This window comes from Pseudomonas yamanorum, from assembly GCF_013386765.1.
GTDB classification, from domain to species: domain Bacteria; phylum Pseudomonadota; class Gammaproteobacteria; order Pseudomonadales; family Pseudomonadaceae; genus Aquipseudomonas; species Aquipseudomonas yamanorum_A.
The window spans coordinates 81,845-108,434 of record NZ_JACARE010000032.1 but is presented as its reverse complement, the minus strand read 5'-3'; the positions used below and the strand labels follow the sequence as shown (position 1 = coordinate 108,434).

The following is a 26,590-nucleotide window of genomic DNA, read 5'->3' as shown; positions in this document are numbered from 1 at the left end:
CTGTTCCTTCGACAACCGGACCGAGCCATGAAAGCCAAGGCTGATGCGCCCTTTGTACCCCTGAATATCGCTGTACTGACGGTGAGCGACACCCGCACCCTGGAAACCGACACCTCGGGCCAGGTTTTCGTCGACCGCCTGACCGCCGCTGGCCACCTGCTGGCCGAGCGGGTTTTGCTTAAAGATGATCTGTACAAAATCCGTGCGCAAGTGGCGCACTGGATCGCCGAGGACGTGGTGCAGGTGGTGTTGATCACCGGCGGCACCGGGTTCACCGGTCGCGACAGCACCCCTGAAGCGGTGAGCTGCCTGTTGGACAAGCAGGTAGATGGTTTCGGCGAGCTGTTCCGGCAAATCTCCGTGGCCGATATTGGCACTTCTACCGTGCAATCCCGAGCCCTGGCCGGCCTGGCCAATGGCACCCTGGTGTGCTGCCTGCCGGGCTCCACCAACGCGGTGCGCACCGGCTGGGACGGGATCCTCGCCGAGCAACTGGATAACCGTCACCGCCCGTGCAACTTCGTCCCGCATTTGAAACAGGCCGAACCCTGTGAATCCCGTGGGTAAGCCGGGCAAGACCGGCGCGTTGATGCCGGTGGAAGATGCCCTGGAACAACTGCTGGCGATGGCCGAGGCTGCGCCGATTCGCGAGCAGGAAACCTTGCCGCTGGCCGAGTGTGACGGTCGGGTGCTGGCGCAGGCGCTGGTCTCTACCCTCGATCTGCCGCCCTGGCCCAACAGCGCCATGGACGGTTACGCCCTGCGCCTGGCGGACTGGACCGGCGAGCCGCTGGTGGTCAGCCAGCGCATTTTTGCCGGCACGGCACCGGAGCCCTTGGCCGCCGGTACTTGTGCGCGGATCTTCACCGGCGCTCCGGTGCCGGAAGGCGCGGACTGCGTTGAGATGCAGGAAAACGCAGTGGTCCACGCGGACGAGCGCGTGAGCTTTACCGAGGCGTTGCAGGTGGATCAGAACATCCGTCCCCAAGGCCAGGAAACCACGGTGGGCGAGCTGGTACTGCCTTCTGGCACGCGCCTGGGCCCGATCGAACTGGGCCTGGCGGCTTCCCTGGGCCGTGATCGCCTGGAGGTGATACGACGTGCCCGGGTGGCCGTGCTGTCCACCGGCGACGAGTTGATCGAGCCGGGCCTGCCGCTGGGTCCCGGGCAGATCTACAACAGCAATCGCCGGGTACTGTGCAGCTGGCTCGAACGCCTGGGCTGCGAAGTGGTGGACGCCGGGATCCTGCCGGACGACCTGGAACAAACCCGTGAGCGCCTGGGTGCGCTGGGCTCGGTTGACCTGATTTTGTCCACCGGCGGTGTGTCGGTAGGCGAGGCGGACTTCCTCGGGATTGCCCTGCGCGAAGAGGGCGAACTGGCGCTGTGGAAGCTGGCGATCAAGCCGGGCAAGCCGCTGACGTTCGGGCATTTCCGTGGCGTACCGGTGATCGGTTTGCCGGGCAACCCGGCGTCGACGCTGGTGACCTTCGCCTTGCTGGCGCGGCCTTACCTGTTGCGTCGCCAGGGCGTGCAGGACGTGGCACCGTTGCGCGTTGAAGTGCCGGTGGGGTTTGTGTGGGCCAAGCCGGGGAATCGTCGCGAGTACCTGCGCGGTCGGCTGGAGCAGGGCAAGGCGATCATCTACCGCAACCAGAGCTCGGGTGTGCTGCGCAGTGCGGCGTGGGCCGAGGGGTTGGTGGAAGTGTTGGAAGGGACGACGCTTACGATCGGTGACCGGGTCAACTTCATTCCGTTGAGTGAAGTGTTGAACTGAGCCCGATCTATCAAACAATGAAGATCAACTGTGGGAGCTGGCTTGCCTGCGATAGCGGTGGGCCAGCCAACATACATGTTGACTGTGCCGACGCCATCGCGGGCAAGCACGGCTCCTACAGTTGATGGGTTTCAGCCTGCCAATTATGGCAAATCACGACTTGCGTAAAACGCACTCAACACCTTCACCAGGTGCGCCAGGTCGTGGCTGCCGCACAGCTCGCGAATCGAGTGCATGGCAAATGTCGGCAAGCCGATATCCACAGTGCGCACCCCCAGGTGGCTGGCGGTGATCGGGCCGATGGTCGAGCCGCAACCCATGTCGCTGCGTACCACAAAGCTCTGCACCGGCACTTCTTCGGCCATGCACAGGTGGCGGAAGAACCCGGCGGTTTCGCTGTTGGTGGCGTAGCGCTGGTTGCTGTTGACCTTGATCACCGGGCCGGCATTGAGTTTCGGGCCGTGGTTGGCGTCGTGTTTCTCAGCGTAATTGGGATGCACGCCGTGGGCGTTGTCGGCAGACACCAGCAGCGACTTCTGGATGGTGCGTACGAACTCATCACCTTCCGGCAGCAGGCGGCGCAAGGTCTGCTCCAGCATCGGGCCGTCGGCACCGCAGGCGGAGCACGAGCCGACTTCTTCGTGGTCGTTGCACACCAGTACGCAGGTTTCGTCGGTTTCGGCGGTGAGCAAGGCTTGCAGGCCGGCGTAGCACGACAGCAGGTTGTCGAGGCGGGCACCGGCGATAAAGTCGCCATTGAGGCCAATCACCGCGGCGCTCTGGGTGTCGTAGAAGCTCAGCTCGTAGTCGAGCACCACGTCGGCATTCAGGCCGTGTTCACGGGCCAGTTGCTCGGTGAGTACGGCGCGAAAGTCCACACGCTCGTCACCGGCAAATTGCGCGAGGATCGGCGGCAGTTCGGTCTGGGCATTGATCGCCCAACCCTGATTGGCTTCACGGTTCAGGTGAATGGCCAGGTTGGGGATGATCGCGATGGGCAGCTTGAAGTCGATCAGTTGGCTTTCGACCTTGCCGTCACGCCGGAAAGTGACGCGGCCGGCCAGGGACAGGTCGCGGTCGAACCACGGTGCCAGCAGCGCGCCGCCGTACACTTCCACACCCAGTTGCCAGAAGCCCTGGCGTTGCAGTTCAGGCTGTGGCTTGACCCGCAGGCACGGGCTGTCGGTGTGGGCGCCGACCAGGCGAATGCCGCCCTGCAGCGGCGAGTGGCGGCCGAGCTTGAAGGCGATGATCGAGGAGTCGTTGCGGGTCACGTAGTAGCGACCGTTGGCCTCGGTGGTCCAGGTCTCGCGCTCGTCAAGACGCTGGAAACCGGCCGCTTCCAGGCGCTGTGCAAGGGCGGCGGTGGCATGGAACGGGGTAGGGGAGGCCTTGAGGAAGTCGATCAGGCCTTGGTTCAACTCTTCGCGCATAAGTAGCTCCAGACAGCAATGGCGCGAGTTTACCGTATTGGCTCAGAATTTGGAGGGAAGCTGCTGTCTTGAGACGGGCGCAAAACCCATGTGGGAGCTGGCTTACCTGCGATAGCGGTCTGCCAGTAACCAATTGGGGGCTGACACACCGTTATCGCAGGCAAGCCAGCTCCCACATTTGATCGGGTTTGCAGTTTAAAACGGTGCCGGGCACTCGAAGCGCAACCGCTCGCCGCTCTGGGGATGGGTGAAGCTCAGCATGCTGGCGTGCAGGCACAGGCGTGGCCAGGCGGCCAATGCCTGTTCATGGGCGTACAAGCCATCGCCCAGCAGCGGATGCCCGATGGACAACATGTGCACCCGCAGTTGATGGGAGCGCCCGGTAATCGGCGTTAACTCAACCCGGCACCAATCGCCGCAACGTTCCAGGACTTTCCAGAAGGTCAGTGCGTTCTTGCCGAACTCATGGTCCACCACGTGCCGTGGCTTGGTCGGTGGGTCGTAGCGCAATGGCAAGTCGATGCTGCCGCTGTCCAGTTCCGGTTGGCCCCAGCACAGCGCGGTGTAGGCTTTTTCGGTTTCCCGGTCGTGGAACTGGCGGGACAGTTCACGGTGGCTGTCTGCGTCGCGGGCCAGCAGGATGATGCCGGACGTTTCCCAATCCAGGCGATGAACGATACGGGCTTCGGGGTAGCCGTTTTCCTGCAGGCGGGTGATCAGGCAGTCCTTGTTGTCGTCGGCGCGACCGGGCACCGAGAGCAGCAGGGTAGGCTTGTTCACCACCAGGACAGCAGCGTCCTGATGAAGGATATGGACATTGGACAACGGCATTAAAACAGCCTCGTAACAAACGCCAACGGCGGCTGGGTTGCCGAAGTTTCTGTAGGAGCGAGCTTGCTCGCGAAAAACTTAAGAACAACACGTTCATTCAGGATGAGCGCGTTATCGTTAACGTCCATCGCGAGCAAGCTCGCTCCTACAGAAGTCCAGTAACCGAGCCGCCGTGGCGACCGCCTTTTCGATCAACGATCAGGCAGGGTGATATTGAGTTCCAGAATCGAGCAGCTGCCGTCATTTTCCAGGGCGACATGCACGTCATCGTTGCCGATATTGACGTACTTGCGGATCACCTCGACCAACTCCTTCTGCAAGGCTGGCAGGTAATCCGGGGTGCTGCGTTGGCCGCGTTCGTGCGCCACGATGATCTGTAGACGCTCTTTCGCTACCGACGCGGTACTTGGCTTTTTGTTGGCGCGAAAGAAGTCGAGAAATTTCATTGTTTAGTTGCCTCCAAAGATACGCTCGAAGAATCCCTTCTTCGCTACATCGAGGAAGCGATGTTCCACGGTTTTGCCCAGCAAGCGATCAACTGCATCGCTGTACGCCTGGCCGGCGTCGCTCTGGTCGTCGAGAATCACCGGCACGCCCTGGTTGGACGCCTTGAGCACGGCCTGGGATTCCGGGATCACGCCCAGCAGGGTCACGGCCAGGATGTCCTTGACGTCTTCAACGCCAAGCATCTCGCCCTTGCTCACGCGCTCAGGGTTGTAGCGGGTCAGCAGCAGGTGTTCCTTGATCGGCTCTTCGCCTTTTTCGGCGCGCTGGGACTTGCTGGCCAGCAGGCCGAGCATGCGGTCCGAGTCACGTACCGAAGACACTTCAGGGTTGGTCACGACGATGGCTTCGTCGGCGAAGTACATCGCCAGGTGAGCACCGGTCTCGATACCCGCCGGGGAATCGCACACCACGTATTCGAAGGTTTCTTTCAGCTCGGCGAGGACCTTGCCCACGCCTTCCTTGGTCAGCGCTTCTTTGTCGCGGGTCTGGCTGGCGGCCAGTACGTACAGGTTCTCAAGGCGCTTGTCCTTGATCAGGGCCTGTTGCAGGTTGGCTTCGCCGTTGACCACGTTGACGAAGTCGTACACCACGCGGCGTTCGCAGCCCATGATCAGGTCGAGGTTACGCAAACCGACGTCGAAGTCGACGATGACTGTCTTGTGGCCGCGCAGAGCGAGGCCGGTACCGATAGCGGCGCTGGTGGTGGTCTTACCCACACCACCCTTGCCGGATGTAACCACGAGAATCTTGGCCAAGGTGTTTCACCCCTAAGGAAAAAGGACTTTTTAGCCCCTGAAAAACATCTCTTGAAACTCGCGGCAGGCGGGCAGCTCTTGTAGGAGAAAGCACGGCTTGCCTAGGCAAACCCCGCCTTTAAATTATTCCTACACAAGTTTTGCCGTTTTCGCTGTGCTATCAGAGTCCAGAGATGCTTGGAAAATGCGGCAGTATCCGTTAAAGACGAACGATGTTCAACACATCGCCCGACAGGCTGACTTGTACCCCGGCCCCCCACAGCGGATCGCGGCGCAAATCTTCCGAAACCTTGTACTGGCCTGCGATGGACACTAGCTCAGCGGTCAACTGCTGGCAAAAAATACGGGCCTTTGTGTCACCTTTTATGCCGGCCAGTGCACGACCCCGCATGGGACCGTATACATGGATGTTTCCATCGGCGAGAAGTTCCGCCCCCGGACTGACCGGGGCGATGACCACAAGGTCGCCACCCTGGGCGTAAATCTGCTGCCCGCCCCGCACGGGAGAGGTGATGATCTTTGTAGGCTTGATCGTCGGCTCCGGCGGTTTTTCCGGTTTTTTCTTCTCTTCGCCGACCAACGGGTCCAGCGGACGCTCCCGAGCACCGGACGGCGGCAGTACTGGCAGTTCAATGGCAATTGCCGCGGCAATGTCTTCGATACGACTGGCACGAATCGCCAGGGTGCGCAGGCCATGCTGGCGGCACACACGCATTAACCCGGGCAGGTCGACAGCGCCCTGGCCGGCCGGGAGTTTGTCCAGGGCCAGCACCAGCGGCGCGTTGTTGAAGAAGTTCGGCGCGAGGGCGACCTTGGCGGCGAGCTGGCGGTCCAGGGCGTCAAGGTCATTGCGGGCCAGTTCCAGCACGGTAATGGCGAGCATGCTGCCTTTCAACTGGAACACGGGATCTTGGTCTAGCGGTTCGGTTTGGCTCATGGTCGGCAAAGCGGCTTGTCACGAAAAGTGTCGAGACTTATAACGAGAACATCCGCTAGCCGCAAGCCGGGTCGAACCGTTGTAGAATGCGCGGCCGTTGTCTTTGCCGGAATCATTAATGGATCGCCCGCGTTTTCGAGCTGAATTTTTTCACCCGCGTTTTTGGCTGTTATGGCTGGGACTCGGTTTGCTGTGGCTGATTGTGCAGTTGCCGTACCGGGCTTTACTGGGGATTGGCCGTGCCCTGGGGGCGGGAATGTACCGGGTGGCCGGTGAACGTCGACGCATCGCCGCGCGAAACCTGGAACTGTGTTTCCCGGAAAAGTCCGCCAAAGAGCGTAAACATTTGCTCAAGGAAAACTTTGCCTCCACCGGCATCGCCTTCTTCGAGATGGCCATGAGCTGGTGGTGGTCCAAGCCGCGCCTGGCGCGCCTGGCCCATGTCGAAGGGCTGGAGCACCTCAAGCAGGCGCAACTGGAAGGCAAGGGCGTGATCCTCATGGCCCTGCATTTCACCACCCTGGAAATCGGCGCCGCGTTGCTGGGGCAGAAGCACACCATCGACGGCATGTACCGCGAGCACGGTAACCCGCTGTTCGATTTCGTCCAGCGCCGTGGCCGCGAGCGGCACAACCTCGACTCCCTGGCCGTAGAGCGCGAAGACGTGCGCGGCATGCTCAAGCTGCTGCGGGCCGGCCGTGCGATCTGGTACGCACCGGACCAGGACTACGGCGCCAAGCAAAGTATCTTCGTGCCGTTGTTCGGCATTCAGGCGGCCACCGTGACCGCCACCAGCAAATTTGCGCGCCTGGGCAAGGCGTTGGTGGTGCCGTTCACCCAGGAACGCCTGGCTGACGGCAGCGGTTATCGCCTGGTGGTTCATCCTCCGCTCACCGACTTCCCCGGTGAAACCGACGAGATCGATTGCCTGCGCATCAACCAGTGGGTCGAAGCCTCTGTGCGCGCATGCCCCGAGCAATACCTGTGGACCCACCGCCGCTTCAAGAGCCGGCCACCGGGTGAGCCTAAGCTGTATGAAAAACGCCGTCGTTGATCTGAAGTCCCCAAGCAACATGGAGTGATGCAATGCGCCCAGCTGAACCGGTCACAGGCTTGATTCTTTCCGGAGGCGGGGCGCGGGCCGCCTATCAGGTGGGGGTATTGGCGGCGATTGCCGAGTTGTTGCCGCCGGGGGCAGCCAACCCGTTTCCGGTGATTGTCGGCACCTCGGCCGGGGCGATCAATGCGGTGAGCCTGGCCAGCGGCGCGATGGATTTTACCGCCGCCATCCAGCGCCTGACCGCCTTCTGGCAAGGCTTTCGCAGCCACCTGGTGCTGCGCAGCGACTGGCCCGGGGTGATCAGCCAGGCGAGCCGGTTTCTTATCCACAGCCTGCTGGGGCTCGGCGCACAGGTGCCGGTGGCGCTGCTCAACAGTTCGCCGCTGCGGGACTTGTTGCGGGACAAGCTGCATCTGGAAGGCATCGAACAGTCGATCCGCGAAAAGCACCTGCATGCGGTGGCTGTGACGGCCTTCGGGTACGAGTCCGGGCAAGCCGTGACCTTCTATCAGGGCGGCGGCACCATCGATGCATGGCTGCGGCATCGGCGTATAGGCATTCCCACCCAATTGACCGTTGAGCACCTGCTGGCCAGTTCGGCGATTCCGTTGCTGTTTGCGCCGGTGAAACTCGATCAGGAATATTTTGGTGACGGTGCCGTGCGGCAGTCGGCGCCGATCAGCCCAGCGCTGCACCTGGGAGCCAGCCGTGTGCTGGTAGTGGGCGTGAGTGGCAACCCGCGCGGCAACGACCCTTCGAACCCGGCACGCACCTTCACCGGCCAGGAGCCGACGTTGGCGCAGATCGGTGGGCACATGCTCAACAGCACGTTCATCGACAGCCTGGAAAGCGACATTGAATTGCTCGAACGCCTGAACCAGTTCAGTCATGTACTACCTGCCGATGCGGCGATACAAGGTTTGGCGCCGGTGGAGGTATTGGTGATTGCACCGAGCCAGCCGATCGACGAAATCGCGGCGCGTCATCGTCAGGAATTGCCGGCGGCATTGCGCCTGTTCCTGCGCGGGCCGGGGGCGACCAAAACCAGTGGCGCGGGTGTGCTCAGCTATTTGCTGTTCGAGGCGGGGTATTGCAGCGAGTTGATCGAACTGGGACGGCGGGATGCGCTGGCCAAGCGCGAAGAGCTGAAGCGGTTTCTGGGCCTGACACCGAACTGAATATGGGGGGCTTGTGTGGGAGCTGGCTTGCCTGCGATAGCATCACCTCGGTGTAACCGACATACCGAGGTGATGCTATCGCGGGCAAGCCCGGCTCCCACACAAGCCCGATTCCACAGGGGATATGCGGTGTGGTTAGAAGTGGTACTTCACCAACAGGCTCGCCGTGTCCTGATTGGTCTCGAACGCGCCGCTGTCCTGGATGCCGTACTTGTTCTTCCAGTAGTCGTACTCGATACCGACATACAACTGCTTCTCGCCCCAATGCAGCGCCTTGCCCAGGTCATATTTGATCTGTGGGTTGAAGTGCAGGTTGGCGTGGTAAGTGCCACGGGCGTTCTTGTCGTTGTCCACCACCCAGTCCATAAAGCCGTCGATCAACACATTGGAGTTGCCCACCGGGATTGTGTACGACCACACCGGAGTGATCTGCCACACGCCGTCACCCGGGCGATTGCCTTCGGTCTGGCGCTGGTAGAAGTTCAGCTGGAAGTAGTCGAAACCAGGGATTGCCAAGTCGAAGCCCGGGCCCAGCAAGTACGATTCGTTATCGCCTTCACCGAACTCGTAAGTGAACGCCAGCAACACGTCCTTGATCGGACCGAACGACAAGTCCTTGTCGAAAATCTTGCCGAACGACAAGCGCGGGCTGAACTCACCGTAGTAAGTACTTGGGCCTACGTTGCCGTCTTCCTTGCCGTTGTAAAAGATGCGGTCGAGAAAGAAGAAGTTGTCACCGTACTTCCACGCGTCAGCGTGTTCGAAGGTCACGGTTTGCTGGATCTGCGGGTTAACAGTGAAGTTCTTGCCCCACAGATAAGTCAGGCTGTTGTTCTGCCACTGCAGCAGATCACCCGCCATGGCCTGGCCCCCGGCCAGCAGGGATCCTGCCAGCATCAGGCTGTTCACAGTACGTTTCATTCGGTTGCTCCCGAGGTAAAGGTTTCTGGTTTTTTTTCTAAGCGGACGCTCTGGTGTGGCGTCTTTTGGCTTGCCGCAAAAATCGTCTGTTCGGTCAGCTTTAATGCTTTTAGCAAGAGCTGCGCCAAGGTGTTTAAAAAGCCAAAAAATCCCCGTCGGCTGTGATGAACACAGTCGAATTCGGAGAGTTTTTGCACACATTGGCTGCGGACTTGGGGCCGGGATAAGTTGGCCTTGCAGTCAGCTTTTACATTTGCTGTTTTTTTTTGAGTCGATTTGAGCGGGCGCCGAGAATACTGACTCCCAGGCCTGTGCTCAAGTGCGCCGTTACAGAGCGCGCGGGGCGAGAATGGGGCACGGCGCGTGGCCGGCCCCGGGTGAATGGCGTGCATGGTGTGTTCCCTGATCGTTATTGTTTTTGTTGTGACGCAGGAATCAGTGTTGGTGAGCGAGTTCGCTTGCGGCAGCGCGTTCGGCGCCACCCAGAATGTTGAATAACAGGTTCAGCGACAGCGCACTGATCGTGGCCATGGCGATACCGCTGTGGGTGATCGGGCTCATCCACAGCGGCAGTTGCGCGAAGAACTCAGGACGCACCACTGGGATTAAACCCATGCCGATACTCACCGCCACCAGCAACTGGTTGCGGCGGTCGGCGATGTCGGCTTCCTGCAGAATCTTGATCCCGGTGGCCGCCACCATGCCGAACATGGCAATCGCCGCGCCGCCCAGTACTGCGGGAGGAATCGAGGCCACCAGGAACGCGGCCTTGGGCAGCAGGCTCAGCACAATCAGAAACGCACCGGCCATGATCGTCACCGAGCGGCAGCGCACGCCGGTCATCTGCACCAGGCCGATATTCTGCGCGAACGAGGAGTGGGTAAAGGTGTTGAAGAACCCGGCAAAAAACGACGCGCCGGCATCACACAACAGGCCGCGACGCAGCATCTTCGGCGTGACGTCCTGGCCGGTGATCTTGCCCAGGGCGAGGAACATCCCGGTGGACTCGACGAAGATAATCACCACCACCAGGCACATCGACAGAATCGGCGCCAACTCGAACTTGGGCATGCCGAAATGCAGCGGCGTCACCACTTGTACCCACGGCGCCTGCGCGAGGCCGCTGAGGTCGACCATGCCGATCATGCCGCACAACCCGTAGCCCAGGGCCATGCCGATCAGCACCGAGATGTTCACCCAGAAGCCGCGCATGAAACGGTTGATCAGCAAAATGGTGGCCAGCACCAGTGCGGCGATCGCCAGGTAAATCGGTGAGCCAAACGTGGAGGCCGCAGCACCGCCGCCGGCCCAATTGACCGCGACGGGAAACAGCGAAAGACCGATGGCGGTGATCACGGTGCCGGTCACCAACGGCGGAAAGAAGCGCACGACCTTGGACATGAACGGCGCGATCAGCATGCCGAAAAAGCCGGCGGCGATGGTGGCGCCGAAGATCCCTTGCAGGCCGATACCGGGCATGCCCGCCATGGCCACCATACTGCCGACTGCGGCGAAACTGGCGCCCATCATCACCGGCATGCGGATGCCGACGGGGCCGATGCCGAACGACTGCACCATGGTTGCGATGCCCGCTACCAGCAGGTCGGCGTTGATCAGGAAGGCGATTTCTTCACGGCTCAGGCCCGCGGCCTGACCGATGATCAAAGGCACGGCGACGGCGCCACCGTACATCAGCAAGACGTGTTGCAGGCCTACCAGAATCAGTTGCAAGAGGGGAAGCCGCACCATGGGAGGCGCGGCAGGAATCTGCGTTTCTAACTGGGACATGCAACACCTCGAATCTTTTTATTGTTGTGTTGTTCGGCATTCAATTGCCGGGTGGAACTCATTCGTCAAAGCACACCGCAACTCTCAACTGTAGGAGCTGGCTTGCCTGCGATAGCGGCGGTGAATTCAACATCGCTATCGCAGGCAAGCCAGCTCCCACATTGGGTCCTGCGTTAATCAGTCAGTTGGTACGCGCCCCCTGAGTGATCCAGGTGCCAATCAAGTCCCGCTCCTGCTGGGTCATCTGGGTGATGTTGCCCAGCGGCATGATCTGGCTGGCCACGGCCTGTGCCTGGATGCGCGGCGCCATTTGCTGGATCTGCTGCGGCGTATCGAACATCACGCCGGCCGGTGCCGTACTGAACAGCGGGCTGGTGGGCTTGGCCGAATGGCACACCGCGCAGCGCTCCTGAATCACCCCGTGGACCTTGTCAAAATCAATCGACGCCTGGGCCGGTGCCGCTTCGGCGGGTGCCGGTGCAGGTGCTGCTGGCGCAGCTGGCTTAAGCCCGCCACCCAACGCCGTTTCCGGCAGCGGCTGGTACTCGATGGCTGCTGGCGCCTTGGCCACATCCGGTGCAGTCGCCACCGGTTTTGGGCCGGTCACGTAGGCCAGGCAAATCATCGCCAGCGCGCCCACAGGCAGGGTCCAGGCATATTTCTGGCTGTTATGACGGGTGTTGAAATAGTGACGCACCAACACCGCCGCCACCGCGATACCCGCCAGGATCAGCCAGTTGTATTGGCTGCCGTAGGTGCTCGGGAAGTGGTTGCTGATCATGATGAACAGCACCGGCAAGGTGAAGTAGTTGTTGTGACGTGAGCGCAGCAGACCCTTGGCCGGCAGCGCCGGGTCGGGTGTGCGGTTCTCCGCAATCGCCGCCACCAGCGCACGCTGGGCCGGCATGATGATGCGGAACACGTTGCCCACCATGATGGTGCCGATTACGGCGCCCACATGCAGGTACGCACCACGGCCGCTGAACACTTTGCTGAAGCCGTACGCGGCGGCAATCAACAGCACGAACAGGATCAAACCGAGCAGGGCAGGGCGCTTGCCCAGGGCCGAGTCGCACAGAAAGGAGTAGATGAACCAGCCGGCCAGCAACGAGCCGAGGCCCAGCAACACACCTTCCGGACCGCTGAGACTGCTGCCCGGGGCTAGCAGGTACAAGGTCGGGTTGGCGTAGAACACTACGCACAGCAGCGCGATGCCGGACATCCAGGTGAAGTAGGCTTCCCATTTGAACCAGTGCAGGTTGTCTGGCATGGTCGGCGGGGCCAGTTTGTATTTTTCCAGGTGGTAGATACCGCCACCGTGGATCGCCCACAAGTCCCCGGCGAGGCCGTCCTTGGGGTTGACGCGATTGAGGTTGTTTTCCAGCCAGACGAAGTAGAACGAAGCGCCGATCCAGGCGACGCCGGTGATCATGTGAACCCAGCGCACGCTAAGGTTCAGCCATTCCATCAAATGTGCTTCCACAGTCTTTACCTCTCGCCTGTCACTCTGTCGTCGAGTGATCAGACCTTCTCTTATTGGTGGGGGGCGAGGATCAACCGCTCATCCTCTTTGAAAAAATGCTCATCGCAGTTATTGCCTGTGCCACTGCGATCAACCACCAGGAAGTCATCCCGCTTTTCGATCGTCAGCACCGGGTGGTGCCAGACGCCGCGATGGTAATTAATGCCCTGCCTGCCGTTGGTAACGAAGGCGCGGACCAAGCCCGATACAGGTTCATCGCCAACGGGCGCGACCACGATCAGAAAGGGGTTGCCGAGCAGCGGAATGAAAGCCTGGCTGCCCAGCGGGTGTCGTTCCAGCATGCACACGGTCAGCGGCATGTCCTGCGCGTCGGCGCGGAAGATGCTGATGATCGCGTTGTCTTCTGGCGTGGCGGTTTGCACCGTCGCCAGTTTATGAAAGCGCATGGTCGACCCGTTGTTGATCATGAAGTGATCGCTGCCATCGGTTTCGATAACGTCTCCGAAAGGGGCGAAGGCTTCTTTGGTCAGGGGTTCGATCATCAGTGTGCGCATGGCTGTCTTCTTAATCTTTTGAATGATGTGATTTCTGTGTAGGAGTCCGGCTTGCCGGCGATGGCGTCCGTGAGACCGCCATCGCCGGCAAGCCGGGCTCCTACAGATTTCGGTTCGCCGCTTATTTCGCTACCTTACCGAGAACCCGCAGGCGGCTCACACCACCATCCGGGAACACGTTCAGGCGGATGTGAGTGATCGGCCCCAGCGCCTTGATCTGCTCGGCAAACGTGTGTTCAGCGTGCATTTCCAGTTTCTGCGCCGGCAGCAGTTCGCGCCAGAACAGCGATTGGGTTTCAATCTGGCTGTCGGTGCCGCCTTTCACAAAGGCGCCCTGGATCGAGCAGGTGTCCGGGTAGTTGCCCTTGAAGTGCAGGGTGTCGACCACGATCTTCTCGATCTCGCCCGGGTGGCCCAGTGCGACGATCACCCAGTCATTGCCCGGCGTACGACGACGTGCGGTTTCCCAGCCGTCGCCCATGTTGATGCCACGGCCCGGGTTGAGGATGTTGCTCATGCGCCCGAAGTGTTCATCGGAGCAGGCCAGTGCACGGCCACCGTTCAGTGCCGCAGCCAGGTCAACCTGTTCGTTGTCGCCCACGGCCGACCAGTCGCGGAACGGAATGCCGTACACACGCAGGCGGGCCACGCCACCGTCCGGGTAGATATTGAAACGCAGGTGGCTGAAGGCCTGGTCGTTGTTGATCTCGTGGAAGTGATGGCTGTTGCCTTGCAGCTCTACAGCCGACAGCACTTCAACCCACTGGGTGTTGTCATCCGGCTCGCCGGACGCCAGGAAGCAGGCTTCCAGGGACGCCGATGGCGGGAAGTTGCCGGTGAAGAATGAAGTGTCGATGTCCACGCCCTTGATCGAACCCGGTACGCCCAGGCGGATCACGGCGCTGTCGTAGCCTTCGAAGCGCTTGCGGCGCGACTCCCAGCCGTCCATCCACTTGCCGTTGTCATCGAAAACGCCCTCCTTCCACACGGCCGGGGTCGGCTGGAACAGGCGGTTGGCGTCGGCGAACCAGTCATCGGTGACAGAGATGATCTTGGTGCCCAGGCGTGCGTCGGCCAGGTTGACGAACTTCTCGAAAGGTACGGCGTAAGCTTTCATTCTTCTTGTCTGCCTTAAATAGAGTGGCTTGGGATGCTCGCGAGGCCCTGGGCGTTCATGAATCGCTCGGGCCAGGTTTGCTTAAAGAGTCAGTAATCGGAACAACGCGATTTTATTGATCTCGGCCAGTGCGCATTTGAACTCGGCGTCTACCGAGTTGTGAATGCGCGTTTCAAACGCGGCGAGGATCTGATGCCGGTTGCTGCCTTTTACCGCCATGATGAAGGGAAACTTGAACTTGGCCTTGTAGGCATCGTTCAGCTCGGTGAAGCGAGAAAACTCGTCGCTCGAGCATTGGTGAATCCCCGCGCCAGCTTGCTCATCGGTGCTGGCTTGGGTCAGTTGGCCCTGGACGGCCGCTTTGCCGGCCAGGTCCGGGTGAGCGTTGATCAGGGCCAGTTGACTGGTGTGATCGGCGCTCAACAGGATGTCGCTCATGCGCTGGTGCAGGGTTTCGATCTCGTCGATCGACGCGTCCTGGCCCAGGTCGAAGGCCTTTTCGGCCACCCATGGCGAATGTTCGTAGATGTCGGCGAAGGCTGCGACGAATGCGTCGCGGCTCAGGGTCGACGGTTTCAAGGTCTGGAACGCGGTCATTTGGCGGCTCCCTGGAAAGGATGTACGTCATGCCAGTGACGGGCGATATCGACGCGGCGGGTGAACCACACCTGGTCATGACCCTTGGCGTATTCGATAAAGCGCTTGAGGGCGGCCAGGCGTGCCGGGCGGCCGATCAGGCGGCAGTGCAAGCCGATGGAGAGCATCTTCGGGGCGTCCGCGCCTTCGGCGTACAGCACGTCGAACGCGTCCTTGAGGTATTCGAAAAAGTCGTCGCCCTTGTTGAAACCCTGGACCTGGGTGAAGCGCATGTCGTTGGTGTCCAGGGTGTAGGGGATCACCAGGTGCGGCTTGCCGGTCGGGTTGTTGGGTTCCCAGTAGGGCAGGTCGTCGTCGTAGGTGTCGCAGTCGTAGAGGAAGCCACCTTCCTCCATCACCAGCCGCCGGGTGTTGGGGCCGGTGCGCCCGGTGTACCAGCCCAGCGGGCGTTCGCCGGTGAGTTCGGTGAGGATGCGGATCGCTTCGAGCATGTGCTCGCGTTCCTGGGCCTCGTCCATGTATTGGTAGTCGATCCAGCGGTAGCCGTGGCTGCAGATCTCGTGGCCGGCGGCGACCATCGCACGGATCACGTCCGGGTGGCGCTGGGCGGCCATCGCCACGGCGAAGATGGTCAGCGGGATGTCGAAATCCTTGAACAGCTTGAGGATGCGCCACACGCCGGCCCGGCTGCCGTATTCGTACAGCGACTCCATGCTCATGTTGCGCTCGCCTTGCAGCGGCTGCGCCGACACCATTTCCGAGAGGAAGGCTTCCGACTCTTTGTCGCCATGCAGGATATTGCGCTCGCCGCCTTCCTCGTAGTTGAGTACAAACGACAGGGCGATACGGGCTTTGCCTGGCCAGTGTGGGTGAGGAGGGTTACTGCCGTAACCGATCAGGTCGCGTGGGTAGTCAGCGCTCACTGCAGTCTTCCTTCTTGTTCGTGGTAGCGGTGTGTGTGGCGGCCGGGCAGCGGAAAGACTGGATGGCGTCACGACGATGACTGATTGTATACAACTTGATGCGCACTTTGTAAGCCTGTATTTCTGCATTTTTTCCGCAGGGTCTTTGCAGGATAGCATTGCAAGAAACCTGCCTGACTGGTCAACTAAATTGAAAAAACCTCATTCACTGTAGGAGCGAGCTTGCTCGCGAAAACCCTGAGAACGCCTCGGTAACCCTGAAGCGCTGCATTATCGTTGACGATCTTCGCGAGCAAGCTCGCTCCTAAAGAATCGGCGCCAGTAACGGAAAACGAGCTTGTTGAATTTATTGTGTACAATTTTTTTGAAAAGTGTCTTAATCAGTCATCGCCGGCCTTTTCAGTGCCCTGAAAAGGTGCGGTCTTTCACTTTACTGACTTCGGGAGGCGCGCAGACGCTATGGGACGTTTGACTACACACGTATTGGACGCCGCGCACGGCTGCCCCGGCAGCGCGATCAAGGTTGAGCTGTACCGTGTCGAAGGCACGCAGCTTGAGCTGGTGGCCAGTACCTTGACCAACAGCGACGGCCGCTGCGATGCGCCGCTGCTGCAAGGCGATGACTACCGCAGTGGTGTCTACCAGTTGCAGTTCAGCGCCGGTGATTACTACCGCGCCCGCGGTGTGCAACTGCCCGAGCCTGCGTTTCTCGATGTGGTGGTGCTGCGCTTCGGCATCAGTGCCGAGCAGGATCATTACCATGTGCCTTTGCTGATTTCGCCTTACAGCTACTCGACCTATCGCGGTAGCTGAGTCGTCACCGCGCTTCACACCCCCAAAGCTCTTCGTTGGTTTTTCGCCCGCTCACACTGCGGGCTTTTTTTTGCCTGGTGATCGGCCTAACTATGTAAGGCCCTGTAGATCAAGGCGCTGCTTACCCTCGGTTTTTCATCTGGAACCGATGGCGACATGACTACCGACCCCGATTCTCCCCAACCTGACCCCGATGACGCCCTGGACGAGCTGGCACGCCTTCGTCACCGTCTGACCCGCAGGATTGAATCAAGCCCCAGGCCCAGCCGGTTCATCAACCAGCTGCGGGGCGCCCAAGTGCGCTGCCGCGAGGCCAACAGGCAGCTGCGGCGGTTGCTGGAACAGGCGCCGAGTATCCATCGTGTGGTGCGCAAGGCGCTGCGTGAAGCGTTCGACCTCGACCCCGACCGCCTGCTGTTCAGCGAGCCGGTGACGCCGGGCGGGCCGCAGGCGGTGGATAGCCTCACCGACCGGGCACTGGGCCTGCTGGATAACCCGCAGTTCCCGATCAACATCAATCGCTACACCACCCTGAGCCTTCAAGGTGATACCACAGGTACATTGCCGTTCAGCGTCAGCGAGGTGTTGCACAAGGTCAATGCCCTGGATTTGCCTGGGCAAATCCAGGCAGCGATGTCCGGTTATTGGCAAGGGTTGGCATTTGGCAGCGCGCTGTCCCGGGAGGAGCGGTGGGTGCAAGTGCACCTCGAGGCCTTCGCTGAACGTGCGTACCTCGCCCATGCGCTGTACGACTTGTCGGATCATGGGTTTGCCATGGCGCTGGGCATTCTCGATGCGCCGACTCCGCAGGCCCGTACGCAGGCTGGCGGTGCCTGGGAGCGCTTGCAGGTCAGCCCGGTGCTGTGGCCGTCGGAGGCCGGGAGCGAAGTGCCCCTGGCCGGCGCGCTGCATATCTACCGTTCGGGAGACGCCCTGGACAAACGCCAGGTGGTTTACCTGCCAGGGCTTGGCCAGTGGTTTCACGAGTTCACCAGCCTGGCCCAGATGCAGCTCAAGTTGCCCGCACTGATCAACGGTGTACACCGAGCTACCCTCTGGCAGCAGTTGCCCCTGCGGCGTCGGCACGGGTTGGCGGAGGATTTCAGGGTACACCGTGGGCCGACGTTGGCAGGGGATGCACTCAGGCACAGCGCGTTGGCGCAGTTGGACCTTCAGCGGGACAACGAACGGGACTGCCTGTTGGCGCGTCATGCATCCAGGGTGAGTATTGATCGGGGAAGCGTCTCGTGGAGCGCGTCCCAACGATTGCGCCGGGTTGAACAGGCCCGGCGTCGGTCGCCTGCCGACGAACTGTTGCGCGTAGCCGTGGAGCAACTGCTGGAGTGGGACCGCCAGCGCCGGGCGTCGCAAGTCAGCTGCGCCGCACTGACGCCGGGTCTGGCCATGGGCACCGCCGAGGCGTTGGTGCGGCGTCATGAGCAAGGCTTGTTGGCGTTGCTGAACCCTTCCGACCTGAGCCAGGACTACCGGCCTTTCAGCGAGGTTGAAACCTTGCAAAGGCAATGGCTTGAACACGTAGAGACGCTGCACGGGATGCAGGATGGTCAGGAACATCGGTTGGGCGACAGGGCTTTCTGGCTGGAAAAACGGCCCGGTTCGACCTCCAGTCGAGGCGTACAACGGCTCAATGCCCAGCGTTTGGCCTTGATCAAAGACGCGCACCTTTACTATCGGCTGGGGTTGCTGGATGAGGTCGAGCGCATGTTGCTGACCGAGGTGTACACAGCGCCACTCGCCAGCGACCGGGCGGCCAGCACCACCCGGGTCCTGCAACTGTCCATCGGGCGCGCGCGGCAGCCGCTCTACCGATTGCTCGGGGTGCTGGTCGTCACCACCCGGGAAGCCTTCAGCCATCCTGAACGCTTGCAACCTGTGGTGCTCCAGGTGCCTGGAAAGTACGGTGGCTTTCAGGCCTTCGGCTCGCTGGATAAGTTGTCCGCCAGCCTTGACGCGAGCCTCAAGAGCCCGGACGGTTCGATGCTCTGGCACTGCATCCCGCAGGATCAACGGCGGGATGCCCGCGAAGTAATCCAGGCACTGGCGGCCAGCGAGCCGACACTCGTGTACTACGAGGCGATGGAAGGCAACGTGTTGTCCGATCCGTTCAAGGAACAGATCAATCGCTACGCGCAGACCGACCGTTGGGTAGGCCAGGGCGGGCGACCGTTCAGCGAGGTCACGGACCTGGCGCTGACACGCACCTTGCTCGCCCGCGAGCTGGCCGACAGCCTGCGTCTGCCCCTCAGCACCGCGCGTGCCCAGGCGTTCGCCAATATCAGTGTGTTGCGCCTGGCGGTGGCCCAGGCCAACACATTGCCGGCGTGGCTTGCGAGTGCTTCGCGCCCGCTGCGCAAGCGCTATCAGCGTCTGCACACGCATTACCTGGCCAGTGCCAGTGCTCTTGAGCAGGAACTGGGGCATGTGCTGCCGAGCCTTGAGGTATTCGCCCGCAAGACCCTGGTCGAGGGATTAAAGCGCGAGGGGCTGCCCTCGCTGCTGGATATCGACACGCCGTTCCTGGACATGCCCGACGATGTCAGCACCCATTGGGAATCTCATCCACAGCGTCCGGCGGGGGATTCCGGGGTTCGGACGGTGATCAGCCAGGAGCGGCATACCTACAGTCTGTTGCAGTTGGCCTTGCACAACCTGGACGCCGAAGCGCCCTGGACGCGCCAGCGCCTGCACTACAGCCACTACCTTGAGCCCTTGTGGGCGCAGCATCTGCCAGCCGAGGACTTGACCCGGCTGATCGCCGGCCTGGACCTGGCGGGCCAGTATGAGCGACTGATCACCCGCACGTTCTATCCGGATGCCAGCGGGGCGCCGGCCAGCTTGCCCACGGCGCTGCTGGAGCGGCCATGGTTGCAGCGTGCACGGCGGGATCATTTCAGCGCCCGGCAGCAAGGGCTGAGTGAGGGTGCGTTGAGTGCGTTCTCCACAGCCCTGGCGGCCAGGACGCCCGAGGATTTGAAGAGAAATGGTCATCACTTACAACTGTGCTGTGTGCATCTGGCGGCACTCACCCTGGAGCAGCCGCGGCATGTCGCCGGGGTGCTGGTGATTGATGACCGAGTGCTGGGCAAGACACTGCTCTACTGGCCGGCGGTGAAGGGCTATCCACCGCTGACCGAGCACGACAGTGTGGCAGCGGCGCGGCAAGCATTAATGACGGCGGCGCTGAGCCCTGGAAACCTTGAAGTGCTGGCTCAATCCATCGCTCCCGGCTGGGAGGCGCAAGCCCTGGAAAGCTACCCGGTGGCGGTTCGGCCAACCCGTGGCACGCCTGATCGTACCTACCAGACTCTGTCAGGATGGGGAGCAATCTGGCCCTTTTCCCTTGGGCCCCTGTGGATCATGGCGCAAGTGCTCCGGGGTTGGTTCGCGGTGCGGCGTTCGCAGCCGGCGGCGGCATTGGTGGAGATTGAAAAAGAAATTCGCGAGCAGATCGAACAGGCGCCCCAGCAGTGGCTAGGCATTACCCCGACCACCGGCGGCGATCTGCTGCGCATGCTGACGCACGCCCGGGTACTGGCGATGCAGCGCGACGTACAGGCGGTTGCCAACTCTGCCAGGGACCTTGTCAGTTATCGGCAACTGCGCCTGGGCGAGCAATCGGCGGCGCGGGTGCGCGGGCTGTTGTCGTTTATCCCTGGCGTGAGTGTCGGGGTGAATCTCTACGAGGTGCTGTCGGCCGCCCGGCGCTTTCACCACAGCAGTGACGCTCGCGATGGCATCGCTACCGGCTTTGCCGCATTGATCCTGATTGCTGACGTGGCCATGACCCTGTTCCCGCTGGGCAAAGGAGTTCCCAAGCCTGGCCTGCCTGTCAGGCGAGTATCGATGGTCTCGGCCTTGAATGTGATCCGCCGTTCGCCACGGCTCCCTGGCGGTGGCAGCATCAACCCCGGATTCGCGCGCGTAGCCAAGGGTTTCAGGGGGGTTGAAGTGTATCGCAAGGACCTCACGCTGGAAGGGGCGGTGCCTTTGAATGGGCCGATCAACAAAGGCAGCCATGTGAAGGGCGGCCAGCAGTTCGTCGCCGAAGACAGCCATGCGTATCCGGTTTATCGACGCCGGGACGAGTCGGCGTTGCGCTTGAAAAACGCCAGGGACAGCGGCCAGAACGAACTGTTGTTGACTATCGAGGAGCCTGGCGAGTGGCTGCTGGGCGCCGATGCGCCACCTACGCCTCGGGCGGGCCCAAGCTCCGGCATACGGCGACCATGGGAAGCGCCGGCGGGCGGTACAGAGTGGGTGGCGCCATCGGCCTCCCATGTCGAACGGGTGGAGCGGCAACCACCATTGGCCTCCACCCACTGGCATCCCTGGGGCCGCCAGCTCAATGAGCAGGCAGTACCGGAGATTTCGGCGTCACGCCAGCTGCATCGGGTTCCGGGTGCGCCCGGCTATGACGCGGTAAAACTGGGTAGCCATTACTACGAACTGCTACCCAATGGTTCGACCGTACCGGACGGCGTGATTTTTTTAAGAGCCCCCGAGTTGCCCTCAGCTATCGCCCGCGATGAGCTGGCCCGCTGGTTGATACCCGGCGTGATAAGCGAGCAACCCATACCGGCCACCTGGGGCGGGAATCAGGCGTGGATCCCTCGCGAACCGTTGTTCAGCCATCCCTTGTCAACGTCGGTGGGCATGGCATTTCCCGGTTTGACCCAGGCCAGCCAGCGTTTTGTGACGGAGCGCCTGATTGAGTTGGCGGATTCCGGACGCTCGATGACCGCGACCCGGATCCTCAATATCCGCGCGACGCTGGACGACTGGCTGCCACCTGCGCCCGCACTGGCTGGGCAAACGGATGATTTATTGCGCATGCTCAGGCCTGTTTCAAGAAGGCGCCAGGTCAGTGTCAATATTGGGCTTGCAGGGCAGGCGCCGGGCCTGGAACGCGTGGATTTCCAGCCGCCGACCGCCCTTGATCCGAGGTTATTCGCCCATACGGCGAGGGCACTGGACAACGCCCGACCCCTTGCGGCGCAAGCCGCTGTGAGGTCAGTGCTGGAGCGGCAGGGGTTTGTGCTGCAGACGCTGCGCAAAGGCAGCCCGGCCACCCTGGTCAACTTTGTCTGCACCCATCCGAAGTCGAACAACCTGTATTACGTGCTGACGCGCTGGACCGAAACACCGAGCATTGCCCTGGGCTCGGGACGCCTGGTGCAACTGTCCGACGCCTGGCTGCGCAGCAACGCCGGGTCGAAGGTCCTGGGGCGGGCGCAAGCGCACCAGTCGGTCCTGCGGGCGCTGGCAGAGGGGCGCCTGGTCAGGATCGTCGCGGGCATACATCATGACACCCGCTCCAACAGCGCCACGGTGTACTTCGTCAAACTGACGGACCTCTAGCGGCTCAACAATGAGGCCGCCCCGGCCCCGGAAAAAAGCCCCGCGCTGATCCGGTTGAACCAGCTCTGGCCCTTGCCGCTGCGCAGGTAACGCGCGGCGCCATGGGCACCGAGGCCGTAGGCCAGCTTGCACAGCAGGTCGAGCACGGTCCAGGTGGCGATCATGATCAGCAACTGCGGGAGAAAGGCCTGCTGGGCGCTGAGAAATTGCGGCAGGAAGGCGGCAAAAAACAGAATGTCTTTCGGGTTGCTTGCACCCAGTACAAACGCCCGGCCAAACAACGCGCGAAAACGCGGAGTGGCGGCCACTTGCGGCACGTCGGCGCCGTGGGAGGGTTGCCGGGATTGCTGCCAGCTCTGCCAGGCTAGGTAGAACAGGTACACCGCACCGACGATTTTCAGTGCACTGAACAGCTGTTCCGACGCCAACAGCAAGGCCCCAAGACCCAGCGCCGACGCGCTCAACAGGCAGATCGAAGCAATCACCCCGCCGAGAAAGGCCGGGTACGAACGGCGCAGGCCGTAGTTCAGGCTGTTGCTGATCATCAGCAAGGACAGGGGGCCGGGGATCAGGATCACCACCAGCGCAGCGCCGCTGAACAGCAGCCAGGTTTCCAGACTCATTGCATTCCTCCATTCGTACAAAAGCCCCACCCGACGGGGTGAGGCGGGGTGAAACGGGTTGGCCTACAGGAACGCGAACTTGGCGATAAAGATCGCGCAAAGCACCCACAGGCTGATGGAAATTTCCTTGTGTTTACCGGTGCCGGCTTTCAGCGCCACGTAGGTGATGAACCCCAGGGCGATACCGTCGGCGACCGAGAAGGTCAGGGGCATCATGATCGCGGTGACGATCGCCGGAATGCTGTCGGTGGCGTCATCCCAGTTGATATGGGCCATGCCGCTCATCATCAGCATCGCCACATAGATCAACGCGCCGGCGGTGGCATAAGCGGGAATCATGCCAGCCAGCGGGGCGAAAAACATTGCTGCGATAAACAGCACGCCCACGGTGACGGCGGTCAACCCGGTACGGCCACCGGCGGCCACACCGGCGGCACTTTCCACGTAGCTGGTCACGGGCGGTACGCCGACCATCGCGCCGAACACGCTGGAAGCACTGTCGGCTTTCAGGGCGCGGGAGAGGTTTTCGATCTTGCCGTCGGCATTCACCAGGCCTGCACGCTGGGCCACGCCCATCAAGGTGCCGGCGGTGTCGAACATGTGCACAAACAGGAAGGCGAACACCACGCTGATCATGCTGACGTTGAACACGCCCATCACGTCCATGGCCATCCAGGTCGGTGCCAGGCTTGGCGGGGTGGCCAGGATGCCGTGGTATTCCACCAGGCCCAGGCCCCAACCGGCGAGGGTCACGGCGATGATGCTGATCAGGATCGCGCCGAATACCCGGTGATAGCTGAGGATTGCAATCAGCAGGAAGCAGATGGCCGCCAGCAGCGGGGCGGGTTCATGCAGGGAGCCGAGCTTGATCAGGGTGGCCGGGCTTTGCACGATGATGCCGGCGGTTTTCAGGCCGATCACCCCGAGAAACAACCCCACACCGGCGCCCATGGCGTGGCGCAGGCTCACCGGAATACTGTTGAGCAGCCACTCGCGGATGCGTGAGAGCGTCAGGATCATGAACAACACACCGGAGATAAACACCGCACCCAGTGCGGTCTCCCAGTTGTAGCCCATGGTGCCGACCACGGTGTAGGTAAAAAATGCGTTCAGGCCCATGCCCGGCGCCAGTCCTACGGGCCAGTTGGCGTAAAGGCCCATCAACAGGCAACCCAGTGCCGCAGCGATGCAGGTGGCGACAAACGCCGCGCCATGGTCGATGCCGGCGTCGGCCATGATGTTGGGGTTGACGAAGATGATGTAGGCCATGGTGATAAAGGTCGTGAGGCCGGCGATCAGCTCGGTCTTCACTGTGGTGCCATGCAAGCGGAGTTTGAACAGGCGTTCCAGCCAACCGTTGTGGGTTGGCGAGAGGTCGAGCGTAGGGGCTTCGGATTTGCGGCTTTCCACAGCAAGTACTCCTCAAGAGTTTTATTGTTATTTCCAGCGCCGGACACATGAGTGGGCAGCAGCGCTTTGAGGTACCAGCGGGTTTTGTTGACCAATAGGTCAGGAACTCGCACGAAGCGAATTATGCTTTTGTATACAAATAAAGCAAATAATGTTTTCTATTTTGTGTGCGAAAGGGATGAAAGGCAATTCAGGATTGGCCACTGAGTGCCTTGTTCACCGCCAGCCAGCCTTCCACCGCTGTCTCGCCAGCCTCGGCAAACGCTCGTTGCAGCAGCTTGACCTGCTCGCGTCGCAAGGACTGTTCGAAACGTCGCCCTTCCTCGGTCAGCTCCAGCAAACGCTTACGCTTGTCGGTCTCGGACGCCACGCTGTCCACCAAGTGCATTTCCTGCAATTGGCGCAACGGCATGTTCAACGCCTGCTTGCTCACCCCGAGCAGTTCCAGCAGCTCCTTGACGCTCAAGGCCGGGTAGCGCGCGATAAAAAACACGATGCGTTGGTGCACCCGGCTCAAGCCGCGGCGCTCGAGCATTTCGTCGGCCTTGGCGGTGAACGCCTGGTAGCCGAAGAAGAAGGCTTCCATGGCGGTTTGTTGGCTGGTCTGGTTTTTAAGGTCAAGCATATTGACGTATCTGCCCAAGTCGTCGTAATTTCGGTCAAGCAGTTTGACGTATTTTTCCCTGGCTTTGCTACCGGTGACCCTTATGGCCTTCTCAGAACGTGTTTCGCGTCTTAAAAGCTCCTTGATCCGTGAAATCCTCGCGGCGGCGCAAAAGCCACAGGTGATGTCCTTCGCCGGTGGCCTGCCGGCTGAAGTGATGCTGCCCAAGCTGGATTGGACTGGCATGCCCCTGAACATCGGCCAGTACGGCATGAGCGAAGGCGAGCCGCAGTTGCGCGAGCTGTTGGCGGCCGAGGCGCGAGTGCTGGGCATTCCTTGCCAGGCCAGCCAGGTCATGGTGGTCAGCGGCTCCCAGCAAACCCTGGATTTGGCGGCCAAGCTGTATATCGACAAGGGCACCAAGATCCTGCTGGAAGGCCCGACCTATCTTGCGGCGTTGCAGATTTTCCAGCTGTTCGGCGCCGATTGCCTGACGGTGCAGCTTGAGGCCGATGGCCCGAACCTTGCGGCGTTGCGCAACAGCCTGGAGCAGAATCGGCCGTCCTTCGTGTATCTGATCCCGACCTTCCAGAACCCGTCGGCCGTACGCTACAGCGATGCCAAGCGCGAGGCCGTCGCCGCGCTGCTGGACGAGTTCGGTGTGACCCTGATCGAAGACGAACCCTACCGCGAGCTGACCTTCGACGGCGCCAGCGCGCAGCCCATCGTCAGCCGGTTGAAAAAGGCCAGCTGGATCTACACCGGCACCGTGTCCAAAACCCTGTTGCCGGGCTTGCGGGTCGGTTACCTGATCGCCAGCCCCGACCTGTTCCCGCATCTGCTCAAGCTCAAGCAGTCTGCCGACCTGCACACCAACCGTGTTGGCCAGTGGCAGGCCATGCAATGGATCGGCACCGAGAAATACCAGCACCACCTGGTGGAGCTGCGCAGTTTCTACCGCGGCCGCCGTGATGCGTTCCAGGCGGCACTGGAGCGGCATTTCAGCGACCTGGCCGACTGGCAAATACCCCAGGGCGGATTATTCTTCTGGCTGACCTTGAAACAACCGCTCGACACCCGCACCTTGTTGGCACCTGCGCTCGACCAGGACATCGCGTTCATGCCCGGTGAACCGTTCTTTTCCGAGCCGGATAACCATCACGGTCACTTGCGGCTCAATTTCAGCCATATCGACCCGGCGCGTTTGGACGAAGGTCTCAAGCGTCTCGCTGCGGTGGTCCGTCAAGCACAGCACGCGCAAGCGGCATAAGGGGAGCCTCCATGTACAAGGTCTACGGCGATTACAAATCGGGCAACTGCTACAAGGTCAAACTCATGCTCAGCCTGCTGGGCATCGACTATGAGTGGATCGATGTCGACATCCTGAAGGGCGACACCCAGACCGCCGAGTTCCTGGCCAAGAACCCCAACGGCAAGATCCCGGTGCTGGAGCTTGAAGACGGTACCTGCCTGTGGGAATCCAACGCTATCCTCAACTTCCTGGCCGACGGCAGCGAGTTCCTGCCGACCGAACCGCGCCTGCGCACCCAAGTGCTGCAGTGGCAGTTTTTCGAGCAGTACAGCCATGAGCCGTACATCGCGGTGGCGCGGTTTATCCAGTTTTACCTGGGGCTGCCGGAAGATCGGCTGGAGGAGTACAAGAAGCTGCACAAGGGCGGTTACAAGGCCCTCAAGGTGATGGAGCGCCAGTTGCAGTTGACGCCGTACCTGGTGGGCGACCAGTTCTCGATTGCCGATGTGGCGCTGTATGCCTACACCCACGTGGCGGATGAAGGTGGCTTTGACCTGGGCGCTTATCCGGGCGTGCAGGCCTGGTTGAAACGCGTGGCCAGCCATCCAAAGCATGTGGCAATGCTGGGCTGATCACCGAAACCCTGTA

At 61.3% G+C, this 26,590-nt stretch carries 24 protein-coding genes; 8 read left to right on the top strand and 16 right to left on the bottom strand.

Features of this window, described 5'->3' with window-relative positions:
* Positions 1-27 precede the first annotated feature (27 nt).
* Together moaB and HX875_RS24155 are read left to right on the top strand one after the other, a co-directional pair.
* Positions 28-567 (top strand): molybdenum cofactor biosynthesis protein B, encoded by a 540-nt coding sequence (moaB, locus tag HX875_RS24160; RefSeq protein WP_003209092.1) that lies wholly within the window; start codon positions 28-30, stop codon positions 565-567.
* The gene (locus HX875_RS24155; protein ID WP_177046297.1) at positions 551-1,777 is read left to right on the top strand and encodes a molybdopterin molybdotransferase MoeA; all 1,227 of its coding nucleotides are present in this window, start codon (positions 551-553) and stop codon (positions 1,775-1,777) included. The genes moaB and HX875_RS24155 overlap by 17 nt, the downstream gene beginning before the upstream one ends.
* Before the next feature lie 143 nt (positions 1,778-1,920).
* On the opposite strand, the gene HX875_RS24150 is transcribed toward HX875_RS24155, so the two are convergent.
* From HX875_RS24150 to minC, 5 genes are all read right to left on the bottom strand, one after another.
* Complete coding sequence (locus HX875_RS24150; RefSeq protein ID WP_003209095.1) at positions 1,921-3,210, bottom strand: M18 family aminopeptidase; 1,290 nt, start codon at positions 3,208-3,210, stop codon at positions 1,921-1,923.
* A gap of 195 nt (positions 3,211-3,405) precedes the next feature.
* Positions 3,406-4,041, bottom strand: coding sequence for an RluA family pseudouridine synthase (locus tag HX875_RS24145; protein ID WP_177046296.1), 636 nt, complete (start codon positions 4,039-4,041; stop codon positions 3,406-3,408).
* Positions 4,042-4,232: 191 nt separating this feature from the next.
* Complete coding sequence (gene minE / locus HX875_RS24140) at positions 4,233-4,487, bottom strand: cell division topological specificity factor MinE (protein WP_003175252.1); 255 nt, start codon at positions 4,485-4,487, stop codon at positions 4,233-4,235.
* Between the two features lie 3 nt (positions 4,488-4,490).
* Positions 4,491-5,303: a septum site-determining protein MinD gene (gene minD / locus HX875_RS24135; protein ID WP_010176105.1), complete on the bottom strand. Its 813-nt coding sequence runs from the start codon at positions 5,301-5,303 to the stop codon at positions 4,491-4,493.
* A gap of 199 nt (positions 5,304-5,502) precedes the next feature.
* The gene (minC, locus tag HX875_RS24130; RefSeq protein WP_003209099.1) at positions 5,503-6,240 is read right to left on the bottom strand and encodes a septum site-determining protein MinC; all 738 of its coding nucleotides are present in this window, start codon (positions 6,238-6,240) and stop codon (positions 5,503-5,505) included.
* 118 nt (positions 6,241-6,358) lie between these two features.
* Between minC and HX875_RS24125 the strand changes: the two genes are divergently transcribed.
* The gene (locus tag HX875_RS24125) at positions 6,359-7,294 is read left to right on the top strand and encodes a lipid A biosynthesis lauroyl acyltransferase (RefSeq protein WP_177046295.1); all 936 of its coding nucleotides are present in this window, start codon (positions 6,359-6,361) and stop codon (positions 7,292-7,294) included.
* A gap of 32 nt (positions 7,295-7,326) precedes the next feature.
* A complete protein-coding gene (locus HX875_RS24120) occupies positions 7,327-8,478 on the top strand; it encodes a patatin-like phospholipase family protein (RefSeq protein ID WP_177046292.1) in 1,152 nt (383 codons plus the stop codon).
* A 135-nt stretch (positions 8,479-8,613) separates the two neighbouring features.
* Here HX875_RS24120 and HX875_RS24115 read toward each other — a convergent pair whose 3' ends face one another.
* From HX875_RS24115 to puuE, 8 genes are all read right to left on the bottom strand, one after another.
* Positions 8,614-9,399: an outer membrane protein OmpK gene (locus HX875_RS24115; RefSeq protein ID WP_003209104.1), complete on the bottom strand. Its 786-nt coding sequence runs from the start codon at positions 9,397-9,399 to the stop codon at positions 8,614-8,616.
* Positions 9,396-9,791, bottom strand: coding sequence for a hypothetical protein (locus HX875_RS24110; protein ID WP_177046290.1), 396 nt, complete (start codon positions 9,789-9,791; stop codon positions 9,396-9,398). The genes HX875_RS24115 and HX875_RS24110 overlap by 4 nt, the downstream gene beginning before the upstream one ends.
* Before the next feature lie 43 nt (positions 9,792-9,834).
* Positions 9,835-11,187: a nucleobase:cation symporter-2 family protein gene (locus HX875_RS24105; protein ID WP_177046288.1), complete on the bottom strand. Its 1,353-nt coding sequence runs from the start codon at positions 11,185-11,187 to the stop codon at positions 9,835-9,837.
* 181 nt (positions 11,188-11,368) lie between these two features.
* The gene (locus HX875_RS24100) at positions 11,369-12,670 is read right to left on the bottom strand and encodes a urate hydroxylase PuuD (RefSeq protein ID WP_087694785.1); all 1,302 of its coding nucleotides are present in this window, start codon (positions 12,668-12,670) and stop codon (positions 11,369-11,371) included.
* A 50-nt stretch (positions 12,671-12,720) separates the two neighbouring features.
* A complete protein-coding gene (locus HX875_RS24095; RefSeq protein WP_010176097.1) occupies positions 12,721-13,224 on the bottom strand; it encodes an ureidoglycolate lyase in 504 nt (167 codons plus the stop codon).
* Positions 13,225-13,345: 121 nt separating this feature from the next.
* Positions 13,346-14,341, bottom strand: a complete 996-nt coding sequence (gene alc, locus HX875_RS24090; protein ID WP_010176096.1) for an allantoicase — start codon at positions 14,339-14,341, stop codon at positions 13,346-13,348.
* 81 nt (positions 14,342-14,422) lie between these two features.
* Positions 14,423-14,938: a 2-oxo-4-hydroxy-4-carboxy-5-ureidoimidazoline decarboxylase gene (gene uraD / locus HX875_RS24085; RefSeq protein WP_177046287.1), complete on the bottom strand. Its 516-nt coding sequence runs from the start codon at positions 14,936-14,938 to the stop codon at positions 14,423-14,425.
* Positions 14,935-15,861, bottom strand: a complete 927-nt coding sequence (gene puuE / locus HX875_RS24080) for an allantoinase PuuE (protein ID WP_177046285.1) — start codon at positions 15,859-15,861, stop codon at positions 14,935-14,937. Before puuE ends, uraD begins: the two co-directional genes overlap by 4 nt.
* A 459-nt stretch (positions 15,862-16,320) precedes the next feature.
* Between puuE and uraH the strand changes: the two genes are divergently transcribed.
* Complete coding sequence (gene uraH, locus HX875_RS24075) at positions 16,321-16,674, top strand: hydroxyisourate hydrolase (RefSeq protein WP_088426303.1); 354 nt, start codon at positions 16,321-16,323, stop codon at positions 16,672-16,674.
* Between the two features lie 156 nt (positions 16,675-16,830).
* Positions 16,831-22,053, top strand: a complete 5,223-nt coding sequence (locus tag HX875_RS24070) for a dermonecrotic toxin domain-containing protein (protein ID WP_177046283.1) — start codon at positions 16,831-16,833, stop codon at positions 22,051-22,053.
* Here HX875_RS24070 and HX875_RS24065 read toward each other — a convergent pair.
* The 3 genes from HX875_RS24065 to HX875_RS24055 all read right to left on the bottom strand — a co-directional run bounded on the left by HX875_RS24065 (position 22,050) and on the right by HX875_RS24055 (position 24,711).
* Positions 22,050-22,676 carry a LysE family translocator gene (locus HX875_RS24065; RefSeq protein WP_017479988.1) on the bottom strand — a complete coding sequence of 209 codons (627 nt, stop codon included), beginning with the start codon at positions 22,674-22,676 and terminating at the stop codon, positions 22,050-22,052. The two genes, HX875_RS24070 and HX875_RS24065, sit on opposite strands and share 4 nt — an antisense overlap.
* 63 nt (positions 22,677-22,739) lie before the next feature.
* On the bottom strand, positions 22,740-24,086 hold the full coding sequence (locus HX875_RS24060) for an NCS2 family permease (protein WP_003212843.1): 1,347 nt from the start codon (positions 24,084-24,086) through the stop codon (positions 22,740-22,742).
* Between the two features lie 190 nt (positions 24,087-24,276).
* Positions 24,277-24,711, bottom strand: a complete 435-nt coding sequence (locus tag HX875_RS24055) for a MarR family winged helix-turn-helix transcriptional regulator (protein ID WP_003212841.1) — start codon at positions 24,709-24,711, stop codon at positions 24,277-24,279.
* 82 nt (positions 24,712-24,793) lie between these two features.
* Between HX875_RS24055 and HX875_RS24050 the strand changes: the two genes are divergently transcribed.
* Positions 24,794-25,960: an aminotransferase-like domain-containing protein gene (locus tag HX875_RS24050; protein ID WP_177046281.1), complete on the top strand. Its 1,167-nt coding sequence runs from the start codon at positions 24,794-24,796 to the stop codon at positions 25,958-25,960.
* 11 nt (positions 25,961-25,971) lie between these two features.
* The gene (locus tag HX875_RS24045) at positions 25,972-26,574 is read left to right on the top strand and encodes a glutathione S-transferase family protein (protein WP_010176084.1); all 603 of its coding nucleotides are present in this window, start codon (positions 25,972-25,974) and stop codon (positions 26,572-26,574) included.
* The last annotated feature ends 16 nt before the right edge of the window (positions 26,575-26,590 follow it).